This window comes from Rhodococcus sp. FW305-130 (assembly GCF_058788335.1).
This window is the reverse complement of the sequence record NZ_JBYTAP010000002.1, coordinates 341539-363951: the sequence shown is the minus strand read 5'-3', so window position 1 is coordinate 363951 and position 22413 is coordinate 341539. Positions and strand designations below refer to the sequence as shown.

Below are 22413 nucleotides of genomic sequence, written 5' to 3'. Positions count from 1 at the left end.
GACAGCTGCTTTCTTTGCTGCTGCTTGAGGGCGCAGGCGGAACGCATGCTGCGCCCATCCCGCTGCACGCGGCAGCATGGGGGCGGCAACAGCGAACTTTGCGCTTGCGCACGCTTCATACGAGATCAAGTTCGTCATTTTTTTGCCACCTCCATTTCGTGTCGGTCCGGATAGTTTCTGCGCACAGGTTGCCCCGTAACACTGAAAACCAGAGTAGAGAATTCGTCGAATCTGCACAACCTATTTTTGACCTGCGGTTATGTAACTCACCGTTGTCGATTCGGATGCATTTCAGATATCGAGTGTTGCCGCACGCAGTTCGCCGCGAATGACAGCTAGTACGTCTTCTCCGAAGTTGTCGAGTTTCTTCGGCCCGATTCCAGGGATCGAAACCAGTCCACGATTGTCTTGTGGTCGTTGTTCGGCAATAGCCATCAGTGTGTTGTCACTGAAGACGACATAGGCCGGAACTTTGAGTTCTCGGGACTTGTCCAGACGCCAGGCCTTGAGGTGCTCGAGCAATTCCAGGTCGACATTGGACGGGCATTTTTCGCAGCGCCCGAGCATTGTCGCCGACGTCCCGATCAACGGTTTGCCGCAGACGCGGCAGCGCGGACGCTTCTTGTTCCCCGACGACGGCGCGGCAACGCGCGAAGCCGGTGAGTCCTCGGGGATGAGCCCGTTGAGGAACCTCGACCGGCGACGGGACTTGCGTCCCCCCTCATTGCGAGCCAATGCCCAAGACAGCTGCAGATGCTCGCGGGCGCGGGTAACACCCACGTACAGAAGCCGACGCTCCTCCTCCACCGCGACGTCGTCGGCGCCCGAATTGGCGTCGCCGAGAACGTGTTGGATCGGCAGGGTGCCGTCGTTGAGGCCGACCAGGAACACCGCATCCCATTCGAGCCCCTTGGCCGCGTGAAGCGAAGCCAGCGTCACGCCCTGCACGGTCGGTGGGTGCCGCGCCTCGGCTCGGGCTGTGAGCTCTTGCAGCAGCCCGGTGAGCGACAGTTCGGGTTCGTGGACGAGTTGTTCTTCGGTCAGCGCCACGAGAGCCGAGAGCGACGCCCAGCGCTCGCGGGCTTGCGTGCCCGAAGGTTCTTCGTTGGTCAGACCGAGTGGCGCGAGTACAGCGCGAACCAGTGAAACCAGCGCTTCGCCGTTGTCTGCGCCTTCGGGGAGGTCGTCTCGTCCGGCGGCCTGACGCAGTGCCGCCACTGCCTGACGGACCTCGGTGCGGGTGAAGAAGCCCTCTCCACCACGCACCTGGAACGGAATGCCGAGCTTGGTGAGTGCCTGCTCGTGAGCCTCCGACTGAGCATTGATCCGATACAGAACAGCGATCTCGGCCGCTGGAGTGCCTGCCGCGATCAGCCGTTTGATCGCCCGCGCAACGCCGAGCGCTTCGGCAGGCTCGTCGTCGAACTCCATGAACTCCGGCTCAGGCCCCGGAGCGCGTTGCCCGATCAACTGAAGACGCGTCCCGGCGATCCGTCCGCGCGCTGCACCGATCACGCGGTTCGCCAGCGACACGACCTCAGGGGTGGAGCGGTAGTCCCGTTCGAGCCGGACGACGGTCGCTTCGGGGAATTTCCGCGAGAAGTCCAACAGATAGTTCGGGGTGGCGCCGGTGAAGGAGTAGATGGTCTGATTCGCATCGCCCACCACGGTCAGGTCGTCGCGGTCGCCGAGCCAGGCGTCGAGCACCCGCTGTTGCAGCGGGGTGACGTCCTGATACTCGTCGACCACGAAGCAGCGGTACCGCTCGCGGAACTCGTCGGCAACCGTCGAATGCTCTTCGAGCGCAGCCGCGGTGTGAAGTAGGAGATCGTCGAAATCGAGGAGCATGCCGTCCTGGCCACGTGCCTTCAGCTCTTCGTATGCCGCGTAGACCTGCGCAACCTTGGTGGCATCGACCGGCGCCTCGCGATGAATCTTGGCTATCGCGCGTGGGTAGTCCTCGGGCGCGATCAGTGAGGCCTTGGACCACTCGATTTCGCTGGCGAGGTCGCGCACGCTTTCCGTACTGGTGGACAACCCGACACGAGCGGCGGCACTGCTGACAACCGCGAACTTTCGATCGAGCAGACGCCACGGGGTGTCACCGATCACCTGCGGCCAGAAGTACTTGAGTTGACGAAGAGCGGCGGCGTGGAAGGTGCGAGCCTGTACCTGCGGCCCACTTCCACCAACCCCCAGCTCACGAAGCCGTCCACGCATTTCGCCGGCCGCTCGCGCTGTGAATGTCACGGCAAGCACCTGCCCGGCGGAGACATGACCGTCGGCAACCAGATGCGCGATCCGGCGGGTAATGGTGCGGGTTTTGCCTGTTCCAGCGCCCGCGAGGACACATACCGGGCCGCGTGGCGCGAGCACGGCGGCCGATTGTTCTGGATCCAGTCCGGTGTCCGCAGGCATGGGGACCATCATGGCAGGACGTTCCGACACTCCATTCGCCGCGCCCGACGGTATGTGGGCAAGAGAACACGGGCCGATACGGAACAACGCTCTCGGTCGTGGTGTTATATCGGCCGTGACTTCTACCGAAAATGCGCCTGCCCTGACCATCTACTCGACCACGTGGTGTGGCTACTGCCGCCGCCTCAAGACGCAGCTCAACGCGTCGGGAATCGAGTACACCGAGATCGACATCGAGAACGATCCGGCAGCAGCCGATTTCGTCGGCAGCGTCAACGGTGGAAATCACGTCGTTCCGACCGTGAAGTACGGCGACGGCAGCGTCGCGACCAACCCGTCGCTCAACCAGGTCAAGCAGGCCCTGGGTCTGTAGAGCCTTTCAGGCTGCTGTCTGACCCAGCTCTTATTTGACCCAGCTCTCGAGCATTCCGCGAGCGATGGAGATCGAGCCGGGCAGCAGCAGTGGCGCGTCCGCTTCCGAACCCCAGTCGCCGAGTTCGAGAGCGGCACGCACCTCGTCCTTCGTGAACCAGGTGCCCTCGGCGATCTCGCCGTCCGCGAACAGAAGCGGAGCGGCGGGGTCGCCGATTGCGGCGAAGCCCAACATCACCGAGCGAGGGAACGGCCAAGGCTGGCTCCCGAGGTATCGAACGCTGTGCACGTCGATGCCGACTTCTTCCTTGATCTCGCGGACAACGCACGTTTCGAGCGACTCCCCGGCCTCGACGAATCCCGCGAGAATCGAGAAACGTCGCTGCGGCCAGGTCGGCTGACGAGCGAGTAGAACTCGATCGCCGCCGTCGTGCACCAGGCAGATGACCGCCGGATCCGTTCGGGGAAACTCCTCGTGGCCGGTGGACGTGGAAATGCGTGACCAGCCGGACATGGTGGGTTCACTCGGTGCGCCGTCGATAGCGCTGAATCCGGCACTGTCGTGCCAGTTGAGAATCGCGACGGCACCGGTCAACAAACCGGCGTCGGCGTCGTCGAGTGTTCCGCCGAGCATGCGCAATTCGGACAACGTGCCCGCCAGCAGCGACACCCGCACCGCCCAGACGTGGCGATTCTCCCGAATTCCCAGGAACACTGCACCGCGCACCGGTTCCGGACCCAGTTCGGTTGCCTCGGCGAAGACCAACTGACCTTCCGGTGAGACCTTGACCTGACCCCGTGAATTCACACGGAGGAGCAGCGCGTCCGCCCAACCCGTGGTCAGTGCGGCGGCATCCGACCGCAATTCCTCGGCGCGGCCGACGCTCGAGCGTGAGAGCAGCGGTGTTTCGGTCAGCTGGAAGTCGTTCACGCTCACGACATTACTGCGCGCACGAAGCTCGGCAGCACTCAGTTCGTGACGCGGCGGATGTAGAGCAGGCGATCGTTCTCCTCGACGGCGTCCACCTCGGGCGAACCGACGCGAACCAGACGGCCGTCGCGAACTACCCCGAGCACGATGTCGGAGAGATGACGCGGAGAGCCGCCGACCTCGTCACGTTCGACTGCGCGCTCGGCGATCGCGAATCCGGCTTCCGGGGTCAGAAGGTCTTCGATCATCTCCACGACAGTGGGCGTTGTGGTCGCGATGCCGAGGAGTCGACCTGCCGTCTCCGAGGACACGACCACCGAGTCTGCGCCGGACTGACGCAGAAGATGCGCGTTGTCGGCTTCACGGATGGCTGCGGCGATCTTGGCTTTCGGCGCGATTTCGCGGGCTGTCAGTGTCACGAGCACTGCGGTGTCGTCACGATTCGTGGCGACGATGATCGACGACGCATTCTGCGCGCCTGCCAACCGGAGTACGTCCGATTTCGTCGCCGAACCGAACACCGTCACCAGGCCCTTGCTCGCCGCGGAGTCGAGGACTGTCTGATCGGTATCGACGACCACGATCTCCGACGCCGGTACACCGTCACCGAGCATTGCTTCGATTGCCGTCCGCCCCTTGGTCCCGTATCCGACGACGACGGTGTGATTACGCACGTGCTGCCTCCAACGCTGAATTTTGAACGCCTGACGCGAACTCTCGGTCAGAGCTGAAAGTGTGGTTCCGACCAACACGATCAAGAAGAAGATTCGAAGTGGCGTGATCAACAGGACGTTGACCAGGCGCGCCGACGGAGTGAACGGAGTGATATCGCCGTAGCCGGTGGTCGAGAGCGAAACCGTCGCATAGTAGATGCAGTCGAGCAGCGAAAGCTCGTTGTCCTGTGCGTCTCGGTATCCGGCGCGATCGATGTACACGATCAACACGGCGGCACCGAGAGCACCCAACGCGATGAGAACTCGCTTGTAGATAGCCCGCGCCGGACTTGTCTGTAGCTGGGGAATGCGCAGCACCCCGACAAGGGCGAAGTCAGGCTGATCGGTCAATGCTTCCGACCTGGTCAAACGCGCCCGGAGCTTACCGGCCATACATCGACTCTCTCACTCGAACTTACGAAATACCTACACGGACATCGGCAGGCAGCGTAACCCTCGAAGATCGACTTCGGAACTCGGGCGCCGAATAGCGCGCGGGTCGTGGCGCCGGTAGTGGCAAGAAGGTCCACCGTGAGGCAGGCTGGGCAAATGCCTTTCACCGGTTCGACGTCCACTCCCAGCCAAGCAGCCGCTCTTCGTTTGTCGGCCCTCCTTCTCGGCGCCGGCACCATGCATTTTGCAGCGCCCTCGTTCTTCGACAGCACCGTTCCCCGCCAGCTTCCCGGACAGGCCCGCACCTACACCCAGGTGTCCGGCGTCGCGGAACTGGCGATCGGCGCTGCCTTGGCCGTGCCGAAGACCCGCAAGCTCGGCGCGGGCCTTGCCGCCGCGCTCTTTGTTGCCGTGTTCCCCGCCAACATCCAGATGGCGATCGACTGGTGCCGAAGCCCGAAGACGTCCACACCGCAGAAGATCGGTTCGATCGCACGTCTCCCCCTGCAGGTCCCGCTGGTGACCGAAGCACTCAAGGCTCGTCGAAACGCAAGCTAATCTTGCGCGCCTGCCGTTCGGATGAGGCGAGCGAGAGCCTCACCGTCCGGCAGGTTCTCGGGTGCGATGGTGCGACCCGATCGAACGTAGTGAAACGCCGCCCGCACCTTGTCGGCCGGAAACTGTTCGTTGCGCCCCGCCGAACGAGCTCTGGCTGACATCAATTCGGCCCAGGCCACCCGATACGCGGCCAACTGCATCACAACAGCGTCCTCGTTGGCGGCCGACGGTTCGGCACCGGTCTTCCAGTCGATCACCGTCCATCCGCCGTCGGGATCGGCGAACACAGCGTCGATCCGACCGCGCAAAACCGTTCCGGCAATGGATGTTTCGAAAGGAACTTCCACTTCGATCGGGCTGCGATTGGCCCACGGGGACCGCAAGAACGCATCCTGAAGTTTCACCAGGTCGGTCTCGGGACCCGCGCCGGTATCCGCGGCGCCGGGTAGCTCGTCGAGATCCAACAGCCGAGTCGCACCGAACCTTCGCTCGATCCAGGCGTGAAAAGCGGTTCCGCGACGAGCCAACGGGTTGGGCGGATACGGCAACGGACGACGTAGGCGAGCCGCCAGTTCATCCGGATCTGCCTTGAGGTCGACGAGCTGAGTCACCGAAAGCTGCGCCGGGAGAATCACTTCGGCACGCGCGTTTGCGCGGGCCTCGCGCTCGGCCAGGAGAACGTCGACGTCCGAGGCCCAGTTCTCCGGATCGTCCTCCGGTTCTTCCGCCTCTTCGCTGTCTTGCGGCAGCGAAGCGAGAGCGGACAGGACGCTCGCGGCTCCGCCCTCGACGGCGCCGCGCCGCGCACCCAGCGGATCCGGCGGCCACTGCGCCGTACGGGGAGTGGCGGCCAACGGGTTCTCGGTGTCGGGTTCCGGTGCAGGCGCCCATTCCTCCACGACGCCGATCGCACCGCGTGAGTCTTCCTCATCGGCATCGTTGTCGGCCGTGACCATCTGATGCAGCTCGTCCAGGAACTCCGAAGGCCCCTTCGGTTCCGCACCGGATTCCGCCCAGTGATGCGCCGAGATGAACAGCGCCCGTTCGGTTCTGGTCAGCGCGACGTAGAACAACCGCCGGTCCTCGTCCAGTCGACGGTTGGACAAGGCCTTCTTGTGCGCCGTTATCGCGTTCTCGAGGTCCTTGCGGTTGTAGAGCTCCTCGAGGTCGAGCACCGGAACTCCGTCGGCCGAATCCGCGTCGACCGCCCGGTCACCACGCAACGACGGTGGCAGTTCGGCGAGCGCCCCGAGCCACGATCCGGACGCGGTGGACGAGGGGAACACCCCGTCGCTGACATGCGGGATCGCCACTACTTCCCATTCGAGCCCCTTCGCCGAGTGCACGGTCAGGATCTGGACCCGATCCGGCGCCACCTCCACTTCGCCTGGCGTGAGGCCCTTTTCGATCTGTTCGGCTGCCGCGAAGAAAGCCAGCATCCCGGTCAGATTGGCAGTTGGACGCGTCGCGTAGTTGGCGACAACGTCGGCGAAGGCGTCGAGATGCTCGCGGCCCGCGGTCCCGACGACGCCGACTCGGGTCCGCGCGCCCGCCTCGATTCCGATCCCGAGCACCCGCTCGACCTCCGCCACCAATTCGGTGAGCGGCTGGCCGATACGTTCGCGCAACGACGCCAACTCTGCCGCTATCGCGTTGATGCGTGTGTACCCGAGAGCCGAATAGCGTTCTGCCGGGCCTGGATCGGAGATCGAGTCGACCAATCCTGCTTGCTCGGCGTTCTCCCCGGGCAGCGCATCGTGGACCGCCGAGGTAAGCGCCTCGGCGTCGGTGACCGCACCCGCCGTTCCGTATCCCGCGGAGATGGCAAGTTCGCGGGAGCGTTGAGAGAGTGCGGCGAGATCCTTCGCGCCGATCTGCCATCGCGCGCCGGTGAGCAGCCGAACGGCAGCGCTTCCTGCAAGCGGATCGGCGACCACCCGGAGCATGGCGATCACGTCCGCAACCTCGGGTGTGTGCAGGAGCCCACCGAGCCCGACAACTTCGACCGGCAGACCTTTGGACCGCAAGGCCTCGGCCAGCGGAGCGGCATCGGCGTTCCGGCGGATCAACACCGCTGCCGTGGGCGTCGGGCGGTCTTCGGCACGTGCCGCCTCGTATTCTCCGGCGATCTTCTCCGCCACCCACTGACGTTCCTGTTCGACGTCGCCCAGCAACGCCAGTCGAACGTCTCCGGCGACGGCTCCCGGCCGCGCACGAAGGGTGCTGACCGCCACACCGCGTCGACGCAACGGTGCCGAAGACAGGTTTGCCAGTTCGAGAGCCTCCGGCGGGTTACGCCAACTGGTGAGCAGTTCGAGCGTCGGAGCCGGCTTTCCGTTGGCAAGCGGGAAATCGGTTGCGAACCGTGGCAGGTTGGCCGCCGACGCGCCGCGCCAACCGTAGATCGACTGCATCGGATCGCCGACGGCCGTCAGTGCCAAACGGCCGTCGGCTCCCCCACCGAACAACGAGGACAACAACACTCGCTGAGCGTGACCGGTGTCCTGGTACTCGTCGAGAAGAACCACCCGAAAGCGCTCACGCTCGGTCTGCCCGACCTCGGGATGCTCGGAGGCGACCCGGGCAGACAGCGACATCTGGCTGCCGAAATCCAATGCGCCTTCACGCCGCAGCGTCTCACCCAGCCGGGCGACGAGAGGCAACAGTTCGATGCGCTTATGTTGCACATCAAGGTAATTCAACAACTCCTTGCTCGGTCCACCCCGCTGTTTCGGGCCGGCGGGCAGAGTGTGAATCAGCTTGTCCAGCTCGGTGTGTGCCTCGAGCAACTGCTCGGGATCGACCAGGTGCTCCGCCAACTGACCGGCAAGGGCCAGAACGGTCTCGGTGATCGAACCCGGATTCTTGTCGGTGTCCAGATCACTGTCCCAGCCGCTCACGACGCGGTGCGCAACCTGCCACAGTTCGGTCTCGGACAACAACGTCGCCGAGGGTTCGATGGGCAACAGCAGTCCATGTTCGGAGAGCAACCGTCCCGCGTAAGCATGGTAGGTACTGACTTCGGGTTCGCCGGCCAGAATCCGGGAACGCACTCCGCCGGTCGGGTCGAGTGCCCGCAGAACGTCCGAACCCGCCAGCCGCGCCAACCGCTTGCGGATTCGCGACGTGAGTTGTTGCGCCGCTTTGCGCGTGAAGGTCAGGCCGAGAACCGCCTCGGGATCGACGAAGCCGTTGGCAACCAGCCACACGACGCGAGCAGCCATCGTCTCGGTCTTTCCGGCACCGGCGCCGGCGACCACCAATGTCGGACCGAGCGGTGCGGCGATCACTGCTGCCTGCTCGGGCGTCGGAGGGTGCTGACCGAGCGCGACCGCCAGGTCGACAGGGTCGATCTTCGGTCGGCGTGCCTTCTGCGTCGCGGCAGCCACTTAGTTACTCACCTGTCGTCCCTCGTCGTGTGCCGGGCAACTCGAACGCACCGGGCAATGTCTACATCCGTCGTTGACCCTGGCCAGGTACTGCGGTCCTTGGGTCGCTGCGGCAGCGTTGTGAATGACGTCTCGCCACATCTCGACGGCTTCGGCCGTCAGCGGCGGCTGAACTCGCTGCGCCGCACCGTCCTTCTTGTTGGACTTGGCCACGAATACCAGGCGTGCACCGCCGGGTTGTGTGGCCGGTTCGCCGGCAATCGCACCTTCGGCCGCTGCGACCTGGTACGCCGCCAACTGCGCATGAGATTGCGCGGCCTCGTTGCTGACGGGGTTTCGCGCAGTCTTGACGTCGACAACCACTGGACGACCTTCGGTGTCGCGCTCGAGCCGGTCGATCCGGCCACGTAGCTTGACCGCAGGCGCTCCTTCTTCGCGCGGTTCGAGGACCCCCTCGACCGCGACCTCGACGCCGACTTCGGTCAGCTCACCGCGAGTTGCGTTCATCCAGGCCGTGAACGTCGCCAGCATCTCCCGAGTTCGATTGAGTTCACGGCGCGAGTACCACTGCGATCCCAGATCGATGGATTCCCAGGCATTTTCGAGTGCCTTCTCGACCTGATCCGGTGGAATCCGGCCGGCCAGTGCCTGCACCAAGGTATGGACCAGCGTACCGGCGATCGCATGAGTGTTGTCTCCGTCGCTGCCACCGTGACGCTCGAACACCCATCGGAGAGGACATGTTTCGAGAAGCTCGATGGTGGACGGGGACAGTGAAACCGGTCCGTCCTCGGGTTGCCACATGGGAGCAGCGGTACTCGGCTCGGCTGTGCCGTACCACTGATCCGGATGCGCGCCTCGTACTCCGGCCGCAGCCAGACGGGCCAACTGGCGAGCAGCCCGAGAATGCTTCTCGGGGTCGAAATGCGCGATGTCGGGATCACACACCACGCTGCGAAGCTGTGCGACCAGTGCAGGCAGCGACAGAACCCGGGTATCCCCGGTCTCGGGTGCAACGACGTCGAGATCGGAGGACGGGTCGTCCGAGTACGCGTCACCACGGATCAATTCGTCCACGAACCGCGAAGGCACCAAGTCGGTGTCCCCCGAAGCCGATTCGACTGCGGTGATCAGCAGACGGCGACGAGCACGGCTACAGGCGACCAGGAACAACCTGCGTTCTTCGGCCAGAAGCGGCGCGGTTCGCGAGAGTCGTTCGGCAGCCGAGTCACTGCCGTCGGAGACTCCGTTGACCAGGTCGATAAGAGCTTCGGTACGCAGTAGCGAGCCGCGTGCCCGCAAACTCGGCCAGAGCCCCTCCTGCACACCCGCCACCGCCACCACCGCCCATTCGCGCCCCGCCGCGGCGTGAGCGCTGACCACGGTGACGGCGTCGGGAGCGATGACCGATCGGCTCCGCGAGTCGGTCGGTATCTCCTGGCTGGTCAGGTAGTCGACAAAACCGGAGAGTTGCGAACGCGGCAGCCGGTCGACGTAGTTGGCAGCCGCGTCGAAGAGTGCGACTACGGCATCGAGGTCTCGATCGGCTTGTGAGCCGATCGGTCCGCCGCGCGCCGACGCGGCCGCCCACCGCCGTTCCAGCCCCGTCGCCTGCCAGGCCGCCCACAGAACTTCTTCGACCCCGAGACCACGCTCGAGAGGCACTCGGGCCTTGCGAAGGACCGACAGCACGCGATTGAGGGCCGCAGCTTCGACGTCTGTCAGCTTGCCCATCAGGCGCTTGGACTGCGCACGATCCTCGTCGATCAGAATGAGCCGCAACAACTCCGAGGAGTCCCGATCACTTCCCGATGCCAACTCGACCCGGCGCAGGCCACGACGCAACCGGCGCAGGGTGACCGGTTCGGCGCCGCCGATGGGACCGGCCATCAGGGCAAGCGCGTCGTCGCCGGTGAACTGATCGCCGCCGAGCGCCCGAAGGACCAGCAGCAGGCCGGACACTCCGTGTTGCCGCGCGAGCGGCAATTCGGTGGCAGCGGTCGTGACGGGCACCCCCGCCGCGAGCAGGGCTCGCCGGAGAGGGGCGAGAGTGCGCGGGACCGACCGCACGATGACGGCCATGTCGGACCACGCAATCCCGTCCAGCAGATGCGCTCGGCGCAAGGTATCTGCGACGACTGCCGCCTCTTTGGCCGTCGTACCGAGAACCCGCACCGACGCCCGTCCCGGATTCTCATCGGTGAGATCGGATGGAACCGCGATGCGATGAGCCAAGTTGCCGGGCAGCCGCGCAGCGATCTTGGCCGCGATCGACGCGACGTCGGCGTTGTTGCGATACGTGACGGGCAGAACGATCTGGCGCTCGTCTCCGCGCTCGGCCAGTCCGAGCAGGAACGCCGAATCCGCACCGCGGAATCCGAAGACGGACTGATCCGGATCACCGGCGATGACCGTGCCCACAGTTCCGGTTCCGATCAACCGAACCAGTTGCGCCGCCTGCGGATCCAGATGTTGTGCGTCGTCGACAAGGAGGTGCCGGATCCGAGCGCGCTCGGAGCGAAGCAATTCGGGATCGGTGGCGAACGCGGTCAAGGCCGCACCGATCAACTCGGCCGCGTCGAGTGCCGGCGCCGTCGCCTCCGGAGCCTCGACACCGACACTGCCGCGCAGCAGCACGCCTTGCTCGTAGGCCTCGGCGAACCGCCCGGCCGCCACCCACTCCGGACGGCCACGCTTCTTGCCGAGCTTGACCAGATCTTCGGGGCCGAGCCCGCGCTCGTTGGCTCGCAGCATCAGATCTCGAAGTTCGACGGCAAATCCGTTCAAACCCAATGCGGGTCGCAGGCGCTCCGGCCACCGGAGGGCGCCGTCTTCGATGTCTCCGCGCAACATCTCTCGGAGCACCGAGTCCTGCTCGGCGCCGGTGATCAGGCGTGGCGGCGCATTGCCGTGTGCTGCGGCTTGAAGCCGGAGAACGGCAAAGGCGTAGGAGTGAACGGTGCGTACCAGCGGCTCACGGGTTGCCTGCGGTCCGCGTTCCTGTTGGTACCCGAGCAACCCAGCGGTGATCTGCTCGCGGACCTGCGTCGCGGCTCGGCGTGACTGGGTGAGCACCAGGACCGATTCAGGATCTTCGCCACCCGAGATCTTCTGCACTGCCAGATCCACGAGAAGGGACGTCTTGCCGGTTCCGGGACTGCCGAGTACCTGCCAGGGATTCCAAGCCGCTGCCGAACCGAATGAAACAGGGCCGAACGCGAGCTGGAACGGATCCTCGGACGGCGGCGCGAAGAGCCGCGTCGTCCCTTCATCCCACGTTCGGGGTATCGGAGACGGCGCAGTTCGGTGCACCAACCGCGCCCGCGGAATGGTGACCTTGCTGCGTGTTGCCGTCTCACTCACCCAGGCATTCCACCAGAGCGCACCGACAACTCACACATCGCCTGCTTCCGGCATGATTGACCTCGTGTCTGCACTCCATACGTATCTCTACGGACCCGTCGGGGCGCCGGAGATCCTTTCGCTGCACGGTCTGACCGGTCACGGCCGCCGTTGGCAGTCGATGGCCGAGAACCAACTGCCCCAAGCGCGCTGGATCTCGCCCGATCTGCGTGGTCACGGACGCTCGACCTGGGCTCCCCCGTGGAACATCGAATCCCACGTGGAGAGCCTGCTCGAGACACTGGACGAACATGCAAACGGACCGGTGGTGATCGTCGCGCATTCGTTCGGCGGAATGCTGGCGCTTCACCTCGCGGCCACCGCGCCGGAACGCGTTCGTGGGCTTGTTCTGCTCGATCCAGCGATCGGCTTGGATCCGACTTTCATGCAGGAAGTGGCCGAACTCACAATCGGCTCACCGGATTACACCGATGCGGCCGAGGCGTACTCCGAGAAGATTCACGGCTCGTGGGGTGAGGTTCCCACCCAGGACCTCGACGTCGAGATGGCCGAGCACCTGATTCAACTGGGCAACGGGCGCGTCAACTGGCGCCTGTCCACGCCCGCGATCGTGACCGGGTGGGGCGAACTCGCTCGCCCGATCGTGCTGCCACCGCCTTCGATGCCGACCGTGCTGGTTCAAGCAATGAAAGTCCAGCCTCCGTACGTCACCGACGAGTTCCGGGCAGCGCTCACCGAGCACCTCGGTGAAAATCTGACCAGCGTCGAATTCGACTGTGACCACATGGTCCCCCACGTGCGGGCCGACGAAGTTGCCGCCCTCGTTCGCAGCATGCTCTGAAGGAACCGACATGGCAGCCACCACCGAAGAGCAGATCGAAGAGGTACGGCGACTCATCGCGTCGATTCCGGCCGGTTTCGTGGCGACGTACGGCGATATCGCTGATGCTGCAGGACTTTCCAGTGCTCGCACGGTCGGTTGGATCATGCGGACGGACTCTGCCGACCTGCCGTGGCATCGGGTTCTCGGCGCCTCCGGCAAACCGTCGGCGCACCTGGCTCATCGTCAGATCGCCAAGCTCGAACTCGAAGGGGTACCGATCAAGGAGGGTCGGATCGACCTGAAGAAGGCACGGTTTCACTTCTGATCCCGTGTCACCGGTCGTCCTCACCCCGGCGATGGGGCAGCATGGAGGCATGACCACCACGCCGCCGACTGCCGCCGTCATTTTGGCGGGTGGTCGCGGGACCAGAATGGGTGGTGTCGACAAACCTGGCCTTCTCGTACACGGTCGCAGACTCCTCGACATCGCGCTTTCAGCAACGTCGCATCTCGACGCCGTCGTCGTGGTCGGCCCGCATCGACCTGAACTTGATCCTGGAATCACCCAAACTCAGGAATCTCCGGCCGGAGCCGGCCCTGTCGAGGCGATCTGGGCCGGGTTGTCTGCGACCCGGTTACCCGATAACGCCGTGGTGGTGGTGCTGGCGTCCGACCTGCCGCACATCGAGGCCGAATCAGTCGACGCCTTGATCGCTGCCACGTCGACGGACAATCCGGTGACGTGTGCCGTGGACGAGAACAACCGAACCCAATTCCTGTTCTCCGCATGGACATTTCGCGAACTCCGGCAACGCCTGTCCACATTGCGGGAGAGTTCGGGGCTGGAGAACCAACCTATGAAAGCGATTGTCACCGAGCCGTTCTCGACACTGAGTGTCGCTGGTACGACCGACTGCGACACACCGGAAGACATCGATCGCGCGCGAAGCCATCCGCGGCTGACGGTCGATCAAGCCCGCGCCGCCGTCAGGAACTCGCTGACAGCATTGCCGCCGCACCGTGCCGATCTCGCCGACAGCCTCGGAGCAACGCTCGCGCAGCCTCTGGTCGCCCTGGGTGATCTTCCCAGGTCAGACGTTTCGGCGATGGACGGGTACGCGGTCTCCGGCGAGGGCCCCTGGCGAATCCGCACCGAGATCCGCATCGCGGGCGCCGACGGACAACTCGAACTCGGCGAAGGTGAAGCGATTCGCATTGCCACGGGAGCACACCTGCCCCTCGGCGCCACCTCGGTAATTCGTGACGAGTATCTGTCCGTCGACGAGCCATCTCGGATGGTACGGAGACTGCCGGATTCGCCGCACCGCAACGACGCTCGACCACGAGGGGAAGATTGGACCACCGGATTCACGATCGCCCCGACAGGTACCGCGGTGACTCCGGCGGTGATCTCCGCAGCTGCCAGCGGTGAAGTGTTCGACGCCCTCGTCCGTGGTCCGGTACGGGCACGCCTGATAGTCACCGGCGACGAGATCCGGCGGACCGGTCCACTGCGTGAAGGTCAGACTCGCGACTCCGTCGGCGGGATTCTCCCCTACCTACTGGAAAGCAACGGCGTACAGTGCGTGGCGAATTCGCACCTGCGAGACACTGCGGACAGTTTCGAGCGGGTGCTCGCAGACGGAGTCGACCAGGAAGCCGATCTACTCGTCGTCATCGGTGCGACGGGAGGCGGCGCTGCCGACGAAATGCGCAGTGCGCTCGATCGACTCGGCGCTCGCACGATCGTCGGGCGAGTCGCCTCGCGCCCCGGCGGATCTCAGATAACGGCCGTCCTGCCCGGTGGTCTGGTGGTTCTCGGCCTCCCCGGCAATCCGTATGCCGCCGTGACCACCCTGTTGACGATGCTGCCCACCGTCGTGGCCGCCTTGACCGGAAGCGACACGCCGCCGCCACTACTCGGCATCATCGAGAACGCCGCTGCGGTGAGTTCCGATGCGGTACGCCTGTTGCCGGTGACACAATCCGAAGACGGTCGCTGGCGCGCCGATCCGTCTGTACGTACCGCGCACCTTGCGGGGTTGATCGAACGCTCGGCGTTTGCACTCGTACCGGCACACTCCGACGACGGCGCCGTCGCCGAATTGGTCGTCCTCCCACGCTGATCGGGTCAGCGGTTTCGGCGCCTGCGCCGGCCGACGTCCGCCAGCACGATCACGCCGACCACGATCGCGAGCACCAGCGAATACACGCCCCACAGCACCAAGAACGGCAGCAGCCAGCCGGCATCAACGGTCTGACCGCGCGGTCCGACGCAGTACAGCGTGAAATTGGTGGACGTACCGTCGCCGTCGGTAAAGGAATCCGAGACGACCATCGCGCTCGATGTCGGTTCTTCACAGAAGATCGGCGCCAAGTGCGCGACCTGGCCGGGCCAGATCACCGAAGACAGCAGTGCGGCAAAGATTCCCACGACCACGATCACCGCTACCGAGATCAGTAACGGAGCGATTCGGCGCCTCACAGCGGCTGCACCAGAAAGGGAGTTCCGTCAGACTCGAAGACCACAAGTACTCGCGAGCGTGGGGATTCCACCATCACGGAGGCGTGTATCGACTCGGTGCGACTGACCGAGATCCCGGAGACTTCGCCGTCGTCGACTCCGCTGCTCGCCAGCGCGTCGTCGACCAACTTCTCGACATTCGCCAATGCCGGCACTTGATCCAGCGTGAACGATCGCGCATCGAGATCGTCGGTGACACTGACTTGCACGGGGATGGGCTCGCCGAGAATGACGCCGTCGAAAGAGAATCTGTCGAGCTGTGACGGCTTCCCGGGGTCACGAACGGTGACGCCGAGCGTCTCGATCGGGCTGATGTCGATGCTGGTCACCGATATCGCGTCGACGCCGTATCTATGTGCGAGGCTGTCGAACCCGCCTCGCACCAACTCCGACGTCATCCCACCGCCACGTTCGCGCATCTGGTTGTCGAAATCCATCCGATCGACGGCACCGATGCATCCGCTCAGACCCGTGGCCGTCAAGGCGATGGCTACCGTCCACAGCGCCGGCCGCACCTGCGAGGACGCCAATTTCATGAGCGGAGCGTACCGCGAGTGTCCGGTTCCATCTCGGTGACCTGCGCGTCGGACGAATTCCTGTCGGCGACTCGTGGGATCATCGCGCCATGAATCGTGTCGACGAAGGATTCGAACCGCCGGACGCATTGGTCGAGTGGTGCCGCTCCCGCACCTTTCCACTGCACGTCCTCGACGACGAAGCGACCGTCGACCTGGATTGGTGGAACGCGCACCTGAAGGACGCCGGCCACACCATCAGCCTGCGCGGGCGTGACCTCGACGGCAAAGTGATCACCGAAGGCCGAGCCATCGTTCAACGCAACGACCTTCGCCCGTCGAGCGACCTCGTTGTCGCCCAGCACGACGGCCTCGGACTGCTCTTTCTCTGCGCGGCCTGGCAAGGCTCGCACGAAAGCAGACGGTTCACGCGGCGGTTCCCCAACGTCTTCAATCCGCATCACCGCGAAGACGAGGATCCGCTGACCCAGATCACAGCCATTCTCGATCACTGTTCGAAAAACAAGTCAATGCCGGTCGTGCGACGCGACACCTGGTCCGGGTGGCCACTCACCCCCGGCGTGGGGGTATCACTCATGGCCGCTTTCATGTGGGCGGTGGGCGTACAGGACGAAGGCCGACGCGCTCAGATGATCGATCAGTACGGCGTCTCGACACTCATCCACGAGGGCTGGCTCGAGGATCCTTCCGTCACGGGCTTCACGACGCGTCGCTACCGCCGGTACTGCGAACTGCTCGACAGTTGGGCCTATGCCGCCGGCACCCAACCCGAGATCGTCGAGATGTGGTTGGTGAAACGGTGGAGTGCGCGGTTGGCCCAAGCACGCAACGACGTCAGCGCCCCCACCCTGTTCTAACTCTCAGAAAGGCCGTGTCTCAGAAAGGCCGTGTCTCAGAAAGGCCAGGCCGGGAGGGTCGGCAGCCCCACCCTCGTCGGCCTCCCGACCAACCAGGCCAAGGTCTCCGCATCCGACAGCGAAGGAACACGTACACCCGGGACCGCTGTCTCCAGTGCGCCCAACTGACGGGCGAGAGTGAATTCCACGAACTCGGCAGGCCAGTCGTGGCAGGTGTAGCCGATGTCGAGGTCCATCAGGTGAATCTCGATCTCGTTCCAGCGCAGGATCGGTAGATCGAATGCCGTCACAGGTTTGCGCCACGGCACCGGCGTGTCCAGTCGATCTGCCTGGATCTCGCACAACGCGTCGACCAGTCTCGTTCCCGAGAAGCGGTAGTCGAGAGCCAACAACTCAGCCGGGCGATCTGCACCTTCCTCGATTGCAGCATTGCGCGCGTCCGGTCCCCCGGGATACATCTCCCCCGATTCGCCGCCCTGCACTCCGGCAACAAATCTGCCCAGCGCGTCGGCGTTGCGCGACATGTGCGTCACGACGTGTCCCCGACTCCACCCGGGGAGCCCGGAGGGCTCCCGCGCCTGCTCTTCGGTCAGTCCGCCGATGAGAGCCTGTGCCTTGACGTCGGATTCACGAACTGCGGCGACCAGGTCGGCATACGTCGGCGTTACGGAGTGAGACGTCATGCAGCGATACTAGTTCCCTTCGCGCACTCTCATACCGATTCACGACAAGGTCCACCACTCCCGGATCGACGCCGAGTGGTTCGGTCACACCATCGGCTCCTGCAGCGTGCAATCTTTCGTGAAACAGTCCGTGTGCGAGGAGGTACGAGGCAACGAACACTCGCTTCGCGCCGCGAACGCGTGCTGCTGCAACAACATCGGCTACCTTCGGTTGCCCGGTCGCGATGTATCCGATGTCCACCCGGATCCCCGCCGCTTCGGCGAGCATCAGCGCGGCACGCTCGACGTCTCGCAGCGCCCGCGCATCGGAGGACCCGGCGGCAGCAAGCACTATCGCGTCGCCTGGACTCCACCCCGCTTCGGTCAAGCGTCGGAGCAGCACGCGCGCAAGCGCCGGATCGGGTCCGAGTGCGGGCGTCACAGTCACAGCCGAGTGCTCACTGATCGCCACTTCGCGTCGAACATCGGTGTGAACGTGGTAGCCGGACGCCAGGAAGGCCGGTACGAGAATCGCTCGCCCCGGAGTGTCCCGGAGGACTTCAGAAGGTGACGGACCGAGCACATCGACGAAGGCAACGCGCGTGCGTCCGACGCGCGTGCCGACGGCTTCGGCAAGGGCGGCAACCATTTCCACGCCACGTGGGCTACGCGTGCCGTGAGCTACCAGTACGAGTACATCGTCATCGCGTTGCATAGTCACCTGGATTCTGTACGTAGTCGCCGGGGTCGAGGGCAAGTCGATAGCCCCGCTTGACCACGGTCTGAACGGCTTTGGGCGCACCGAGGCACGCGCGCAATCGGGCGACGGCGGTCTCGACGGCATGGGTGTCGCCGCCGCCTCCGGGAAGAGAAGCCAGAAGTTCGTCGCGGGAGACGACTCGGCCGGGGCTGGCACCGAGAGTGCGGATCAACGACATCGCAGCCGGCGGCAATTGCTTCACTTCACCGTCCACGACGACGCAACCGCCGCGGATGCTGATTTCGTGTTCGCCGGCTTGAATCTTGTTGGCTCGCTGCGGGAGTTCGTCGACGATGTGTCGCGCGAGCGCCCCGAGACGTGCCCGCGCCGGGGCTGTGGTCGGTACATTCAAGGCTTCGAGCGGCGCCGAGGTGACCGGGCCGACGCACATTGCCGCCACCGGACCCCGCATCGCGTCGAGAATGTCGCCGAGATCCCCGGTCTTGTCGGCGCGCATCAACATCGACGCAACGGCCGGTGCACTGGTGAAGCTGACGGCGTCGATTCCAGCTGAAGCGATGGCGTCGATCATCCGGTCGAGCAGCGTCGGATCCTCCGGCGGTTCCCATCGATAGACAGGGACCGCGATGACCTCGGCGCCCGCGTCGCGCAGCACCTGACAGAAATCGGGAATCGGCTCCCATTCGGTAGTGGCGCCGTGCAGTTGAACGGCGATTCGTTTTCCCGAGACACCTTCTGCAAGAAGATGTTCGAGCACTTCGGCGGAAGACTCGGATGCCGGAGACCATTCTTCACGAAGGTCGGCCGCGCGGATTGCCCCTTTCGCCTTGGGTCCGCGCGCGAGCAGACGAGCCGAGCCCAACGCGGATCCGAGATTTTCCGCCTCACCCCACCCGTCGGCTGCTTCCAGCCAACCCCGGAATCCGATCCCGGTGGTGGCGACAACCACCTCGGGAGGATCCGAGATGATCTGCTGTGTCACCCTTTCGAGCTCGCGGTCGTCGGCGAGAGGGATGATCCGAATCGCCGGAGCGTGAACGACGTCCGCTCCCCGACGAGTCAGCAACGTCGCGAATTCCTCGGCGCGGCGCGAAGCGGTGATACCTACCGTGAATCCAGCCAACGGCATGTCGTCACTCACGAGACTGCATCGGCGACAGTCGAGCGAACGCCCTGCATCTGAAGGCTGTGTACCTGAACGACGCCGGCCCACACGCGAACTCCGTATACCGGCAGCGCGACCGCGGAGTCGTCCAGCGCTCGGCCGTCGACCAGCGAGAACGCCTGCTTGAGCAGCGGCGAGACCACGATCGGTTCACCGTCCCGGTCGCCGACGAGTCCGCGTGACATCACCGCGGCGCGGCCGTACGGATCGAAGTTGCTGACAGCCCGCAGTGTGCCGTCCTCTAGCAGGAACAGCGCCACCTGCTCGCCGCCGCGAAGAAGCACGGCGACCCCGCGTCCAGGGATCAGATGGCTCAGCGGGCAGGCCGACGTCCATTCGAGTCGATCCGAATCCAGCTTGGCGATCTGCGCATCGATGACACTCATCGAAGTCCTCCTGTCGATCCGGCGACAACGTCGCGCGGGTTCTTGTCTACGTTTCTACGGACCCCGTGTTTCCCACGGGTTACGCGACTATTACCGGCGCGTAGGGATGCTCGGCATACCCATCAGGACTGGAACCTTGCGCACTCCGGTCTCGTCGAACACAACCGTCGGGTCGGCTTCTTCCGGTGCATTCACAAATGAGACGAACCTCGACAGCTTCTCCGGATCACCCAGCACACCAGCCCATTCGTCCTGGTAGCCCTCGACGTGCTTGGCCATCAGAGCCTCGAGTTCTTCGCCGATTCCCAGGCTGTCTTCACAAATAACGGCCTTGAGGTGATCGAGTCCGCCTTCGAGTGATTCGACCCACGGCGCCGTGCGCTGGAGGCGATCGGCGGTGCGGATGTAGAACATGAGGTAGCGGTCGATGTACTTGACCAAGGTTGCGTCGTCGAGGCCTCCGGCAAGCAGTTGAGCGTGTTTGGGCGACTGTCCGCCGTTGCCGCCCACATACAGATTCCAACCGTTCTCCGTCGCGATGACGCCGACGTCCTTGCCACGCGCTTCGGCGCATTCACGAGCACATCCCGAGACGCCGAACTTGATCTTGTGCGGCGAACGCAGGCCGCGGTAGCGGTTCTCGAGGTCGACGGCCATTCCCACCGAGTCCTGAACGCCGTAGCGGCACCAGCTCGAACCGACGCAGCTCTTGACCGTCCGCAGGGACTTGCCGTACGCCTGACCCGATTCCATCCCGGCGTCGACGAGACGCTTCCAGATCGCGGGCAACTGTTCGACACGAGCCCCGAACAAGTCGATGCGCTGACCGCCGGTCACCTTCGTGTACAAGCCGAAGTCACGCGCCACCTCACCGATGACGATGAGCTGCTCACCCGTGACCTCGCCGCCAGGCATACGAGGTACCACGGAGTACGTACCGTTCTTCTGGATGTTCGCGAGGAAGTGATCGTTGGTGTCCTGCAACGACGCCTGCTGGCGGTGCAGGATGTGATCAGAGTCCGTCGATGCCAGAATCGAAGCGACTACGGGCTTGCAGATGTCGCAACCGGCGCCCTTGCCGTACTTGGCGATCAGCGCCGAGAAGGTTCTGGTCTGCGTCGACTGGACGATCTGGAACAACTCGGCCCGCGATTGAGCGAAGTGCTCGCACAGTGCCTTCGACATCACGACGCCGGAATCGGCCAGCAGCTGCTTCACAGTGGGAAGGCAACCGCCGCAGGTGGTTCCGGCGCTGGTGCACGCCTTCACCGAAGCAATGTCGCATGCGCCGGCCGCGATTGCACCGCAGATGGCTCCCTTGGTCACCGCGTTGCACGAGCACACCTCGGCGTCGTCGGGCAGCGAGCCTGCACCCGGCTTCTCCCCCGCAGGCGAGATCAATGTCGCCGGGTCACCGGGTAGTTCGCGACCGACCAGCGGGCGCAGCGACGCGTAGGCCGATGCGTCACCGACAAGAATGCCGCCGAGCAGGATCTTCGCGTCATCTGAGACCACGAGCTTCGCGTACGTCCCCTTGGACGCGTCGCTGAGGACAACTTCGAGAGCGCCCGGTGAGGTCGCCATCGCGTCACCGAAACTGGCGACGTCGACGCCCATGAGCTTGAGCTTGGTGGACATGTCGGCGCCCGGGAAATCCGCGGCCCCGCCGAGCAGACGATCGGCCACGATCTCGGCCGTCGTGTAACCGGGAGCAACCAGACCGTAGCAACGGCCTTCCACCGCAGCACATTCGCCGACGGCATAGATGTTCTCGTCCGAAGTCACACAGCCGAGGTCGGTCAGAATGCCGCCGCGCTCCCCCACTGCGATGCCGGCGTCGCGGGCCAGCTGATCACGCGGACGAACTCCGGCGGAGAAGACGAGCAGCGCAGCGTCGATGGTGGAGCCGTCGGAGAGTTCGACCACAATTCCGTTGTCGGCCTGCGAGATTCCCGCCGTCCCGACTCCGGTGTGAACGGTGAGACCGAGTTCGGTGACGAGGCGAGCGAGCAGTGCGCCGCCGCCCTCGTCGACCTGCATCGGCATCAATCGCGCATTGTGTTCGACGACGTGTGCCGTCATTCCCATGAGCGAGAGAGCATTTGCGGCCTCGAGTCCGAGAAGACCGCCGCCCACCACGACGCCGACAGCGCCAGGACCCGCCTTCTCGGCGGCGGCCCGGATACCGTCGAGGTCGTCGAGGGTGCGGTAGACAAAACATCCGTCGCCGTCGTGCCCCGGTACGGGAGGCACGAACGGATACGAACCGGTCGCCATCACCAGAGCGTCGTAGGAGATCGTCTCGCCGGTTGTCGTCGTGACCGTGCGTGCATCTTTGTCGATCGAGAGCGCGCCTTCCCCCACTCGGAGGTCGACCAGGCTGTCACCGACGTAATCGTTACCGGCCAGTGCCAATTCCTTGGGGTCCCACGCTCCGACGTACGAGGACAGCCCGACTCGGTCGTACGCTGCGTACTGCTCGTCGCAGAGTACGGTCACCGACCAGTTGTTCGCTTCGTCGCGCGAACGCAGTGCCTCGACGAATCGGTGTCCGACCATTCCGTGTCCGATGACAACAACCGACTTGCTCATGACGCCTACT

18 protein-coding genes are annotated in these 22413 nt (G+C 64.6%); 6 read left to right on the top strand and 12 right to left on the bottom strand.

Annotated elements, in window-relative coordinates; all coding sequences use genetic code 11:
- Window positions 1-291: 291 nt before the first annotated feature.
- Complete coding sequence (locus tag AC3WQS_RS07825; protein WP_029255055.1) at window positions 292-2430, bottom strand: ATP-dependent DNA helicase UvrD2; 2139 nt, start codon at window positions 2428-2430, stop codon at window positions 292-294.
- Between the two features lie 103 nt (window positions 2431-2533).
- Between AC3WQS_RS07825 and AC3WQS_RS07820 the strand changes: the two genes are divergently transcribed.
- On the top strand, window positions 2534-2791 hold the full coding sequence (locus AC3WQS_RS07820) for a mycoredoxin (protein WP_003942350.1): 258 nt from the start codon (window positions 2534-2536) through the stop codon (window positions 2789-2791).
- 30 nt (window positions 2792-2821) lie between these two features.
- Here the strand turns inward: AC3WQS_RS07820 and nudC are convergent, their stop codons facing one another.
- Together nudC and AC3WQS_RS07810 are read right to left on the bottom strand one after the other, a co-directional pair.
- On the bottom strand, window positions 2822-3721 hold the full coding sequence (nudC, locus tag AC3WQS_RS07815) for an NAD(+) diphosphatase (RefSeq protein ID WP_007731249.1): 900 nt from the start codon (window positions 3719-3721) through the stop codon (window positions 2822-2824).
- Window positions 3722-3759: 38 nt separating this feature from the next.
- Window positions 3760-4827, bottom strand: a complete 1068-nt coding sequence (locus AC3WQS_RS07810) for a potassium channel family protein (protein WP_003942296.1) — start codon at window positions 4825-4827, stop codon at window positions 3760-3762.
- Window positions 4828-4983: 156 nt separating this feature from the next.
- On the opposite strand from AC3WQS_RS07810, the gene AC3WQS_RS07805 reads away from it, so the two are divergent.
- Window positions 4984-5385: a DoxX family protein gene (locus AC3WQS_RS07805; RefSeq protein WP_019747824.1), complete on the top strand. Its 402-nt coding sequence runs from the start codon at window positions 4984-4986 to the stop codon at window positions 5383-5385.
- Here AC3WQS_RS07805 and AC3WQS_RS07800 read toward each other — a convergent pair.
- On the bottom strand, window positions 5382-8774 hold the full coding sequence (locus AC3WQS_RS07800; protein WP_492712692.1) for an ATP-dependent helicase: 3393 nt from the start codon (window positions 8772-8774) through the stop codon (window positions 5382-5384). The genes AC3WQS_RS07805 and AC3WQS_RS07800 overlap by 4 nt on opposite strands.
- The gene (locus AC3WQS_RS07795; protein WP_477994303.1) at window positions 8775-12137 is read right to left on the bottom strand and encodes an ATP-dependent helicase; all 3363 of its coding nucleotides are present in this window, start codon (window positions 12135-12137) and stop codon (window positions 8775-8777) included.
- Window positions 12138-12189: 52 nt separating this feature from the next.
- On the opposite strand from AC3WQS_RS07795, the gene AC3WQS_RS07790 reads away from it, so the two are divergent.
- Genes AC3WQS_RS07790 through AC3WQS_RS07780 form a run of 3 tightly spaced genes read left to right on the top strand, consistent with a single transcriptional unit; the run spans window position 12190 to window position 15086 of the window.
- Complete coding sequence (locus tag AC3WQS_RS07790) at window positions 12190-12978, top strand: alpha/beta hydrolase (RefSeq protein ID WP_031333161.1); 789 nt, start codon at window positions 12190-12192, stop codon at window positions 12976-12978.
- Between the two features lie 10 nt (window positions 12979-12988).
- Window positions 12989-13285, top strand: coding sequence for an MGMT family protein (locus AC3WQS_RS07785; RefSeq protein WP_019747820.1), 297 nt, complete (start codon window positions 12989-12991; stop codon window positions 13283-13285).
- 49 nt (window positions 13286-13334) lie between these two features.
- Window positions 13335-15086, top strand: a complete 1752-nt coding sequence (locus tag AC3WQS_RS07780) for an NTP transferase domain-containing protein (protein ID WP_477994304.1) — start codon at window positions 13335-13337, stop codon at window positions 15084-15086.
- Window positions 15087-15091: 5 nt separating this feature from the next.
- Here the strand turns inward: AC3WQS_RS07780 and AC3WQS_RS07775 are convergent, their stop codons facing one another.
- A complete protein-coding gene (locus AC3WQS_RS07775) occupies window positions 15092-15445 on the bottom strand; it encodes a hypothetical protein (protein WP_378667157.1) in 354 nt (117 codons plus the stop codon).
- Entirely contained in the window at window positions 15442-16020 is a 579-nt protein-coding gene (locus tag AC3WQS_RS07770; RefSeq protein WP_477994305.1) for a hypothetical protein, read from the bottom strand. The genes AC3WQS_RS07775 and AC3WQS_RS07770 overlap by 4 nt, the downstream gene beginning before the upstream one ends.
- 89 nt (window positions 16021-16109) lie before the next feature.
- Between AC3WQS_RS07770 and AC3WQS_RS07765 the strand changes: the two genes are divergently transcribed.
- Window positions 16110-16877, top strand: coding sequence for an 8-oxoguanine DNA glycosylase OGG fold protein (locus AC3WQS_RS07765; protein WP_003942311.1), 768 nt, complete (start codon window positions 16110-16112; stop codon window positions 16875-16877).
- A 35-nt stretch (window positions 16878-16912) separates the two neighbouring features.
- On the opposite strand, the gene AC3WQS_RS07760 is transcribed toward AC3WQS_RS07765, so the two are convergent.
- The 5 genes from AC3WQS_RS07760 to nirB all read right to left on the bottom strand — a co-directional run bounded on the left by AC3WQS_RS07760 (window position 16913) and on the right by nirB (window position 22403).
- Window positions 16913-17560, bottom strand: a complete 648-nt coding sequence (locus AC3WQS_RS07760; protein ID WP_020907123.1) for a maleylpyruvate isomerase family mycothiol-dependent enzyme — start codon at window positions 17558-17560, stop codon at window positions 16913-16915.
- Window positions 17505-18254: a sirohydrochlorin chelatase gene (locus tag AC3WQS_RS07755; protein ID WP_046378346.1), complete on the bottom strand. Its 750-nt coding sequence runs from the start codon at window positions 18252-18254 to the stop codon at window positions 17505-17507. The genes AC3WQS_RS07760 and AC3WQS_RS07755 overlap by 56 nt, the downstream gene beginning before the upstream one ends.
- Window positions 18241-19401, bottom strand: coding sequence for a uroporphyrinogen-III synthase (locus AC3WQS_RS07750; protein WP_019747814.1), 1161 nt, complete (start codon window positions 19399-19401; stop codon window positions 18241-18243). The genes AC3WQS_RS07755 and AC3WQS_RS07750 overlap by 14 nt, the downstream gene beginning before the upstream one ends.
- The gene (nirD, locus tag AC3WQS_RS07745) at window positions 19398-19811 is read right to left on the bottom strand and encodes a nitrite reductase small subunit NirD (protein WP_019747813.1); all 414 of its coding nucleotides are present in this window, start codon (window positions 19809-19811) and stop codon (window positions 19398-19400) included. The genes AC3WQS_RS07750 and nirD overlap by 4 nt, the downstream gene beginning before the upstream one ends.
- 90 nt (window positions 19812-19901) lie before the next feature.
- Window positions 19902-22403, bottom strand: a complete 2502-nt coding sequence (nirB, locus tag AC3WQS_RS07740; RefSeq protein ID WP_477994306.1) for a nitrite reductase large subunit NirB — start codon at window positions 22401-22403, stop codon at window positions 19902-19904.
- Window positions 22404-22413: the final 10 nt, after the last annotated feature.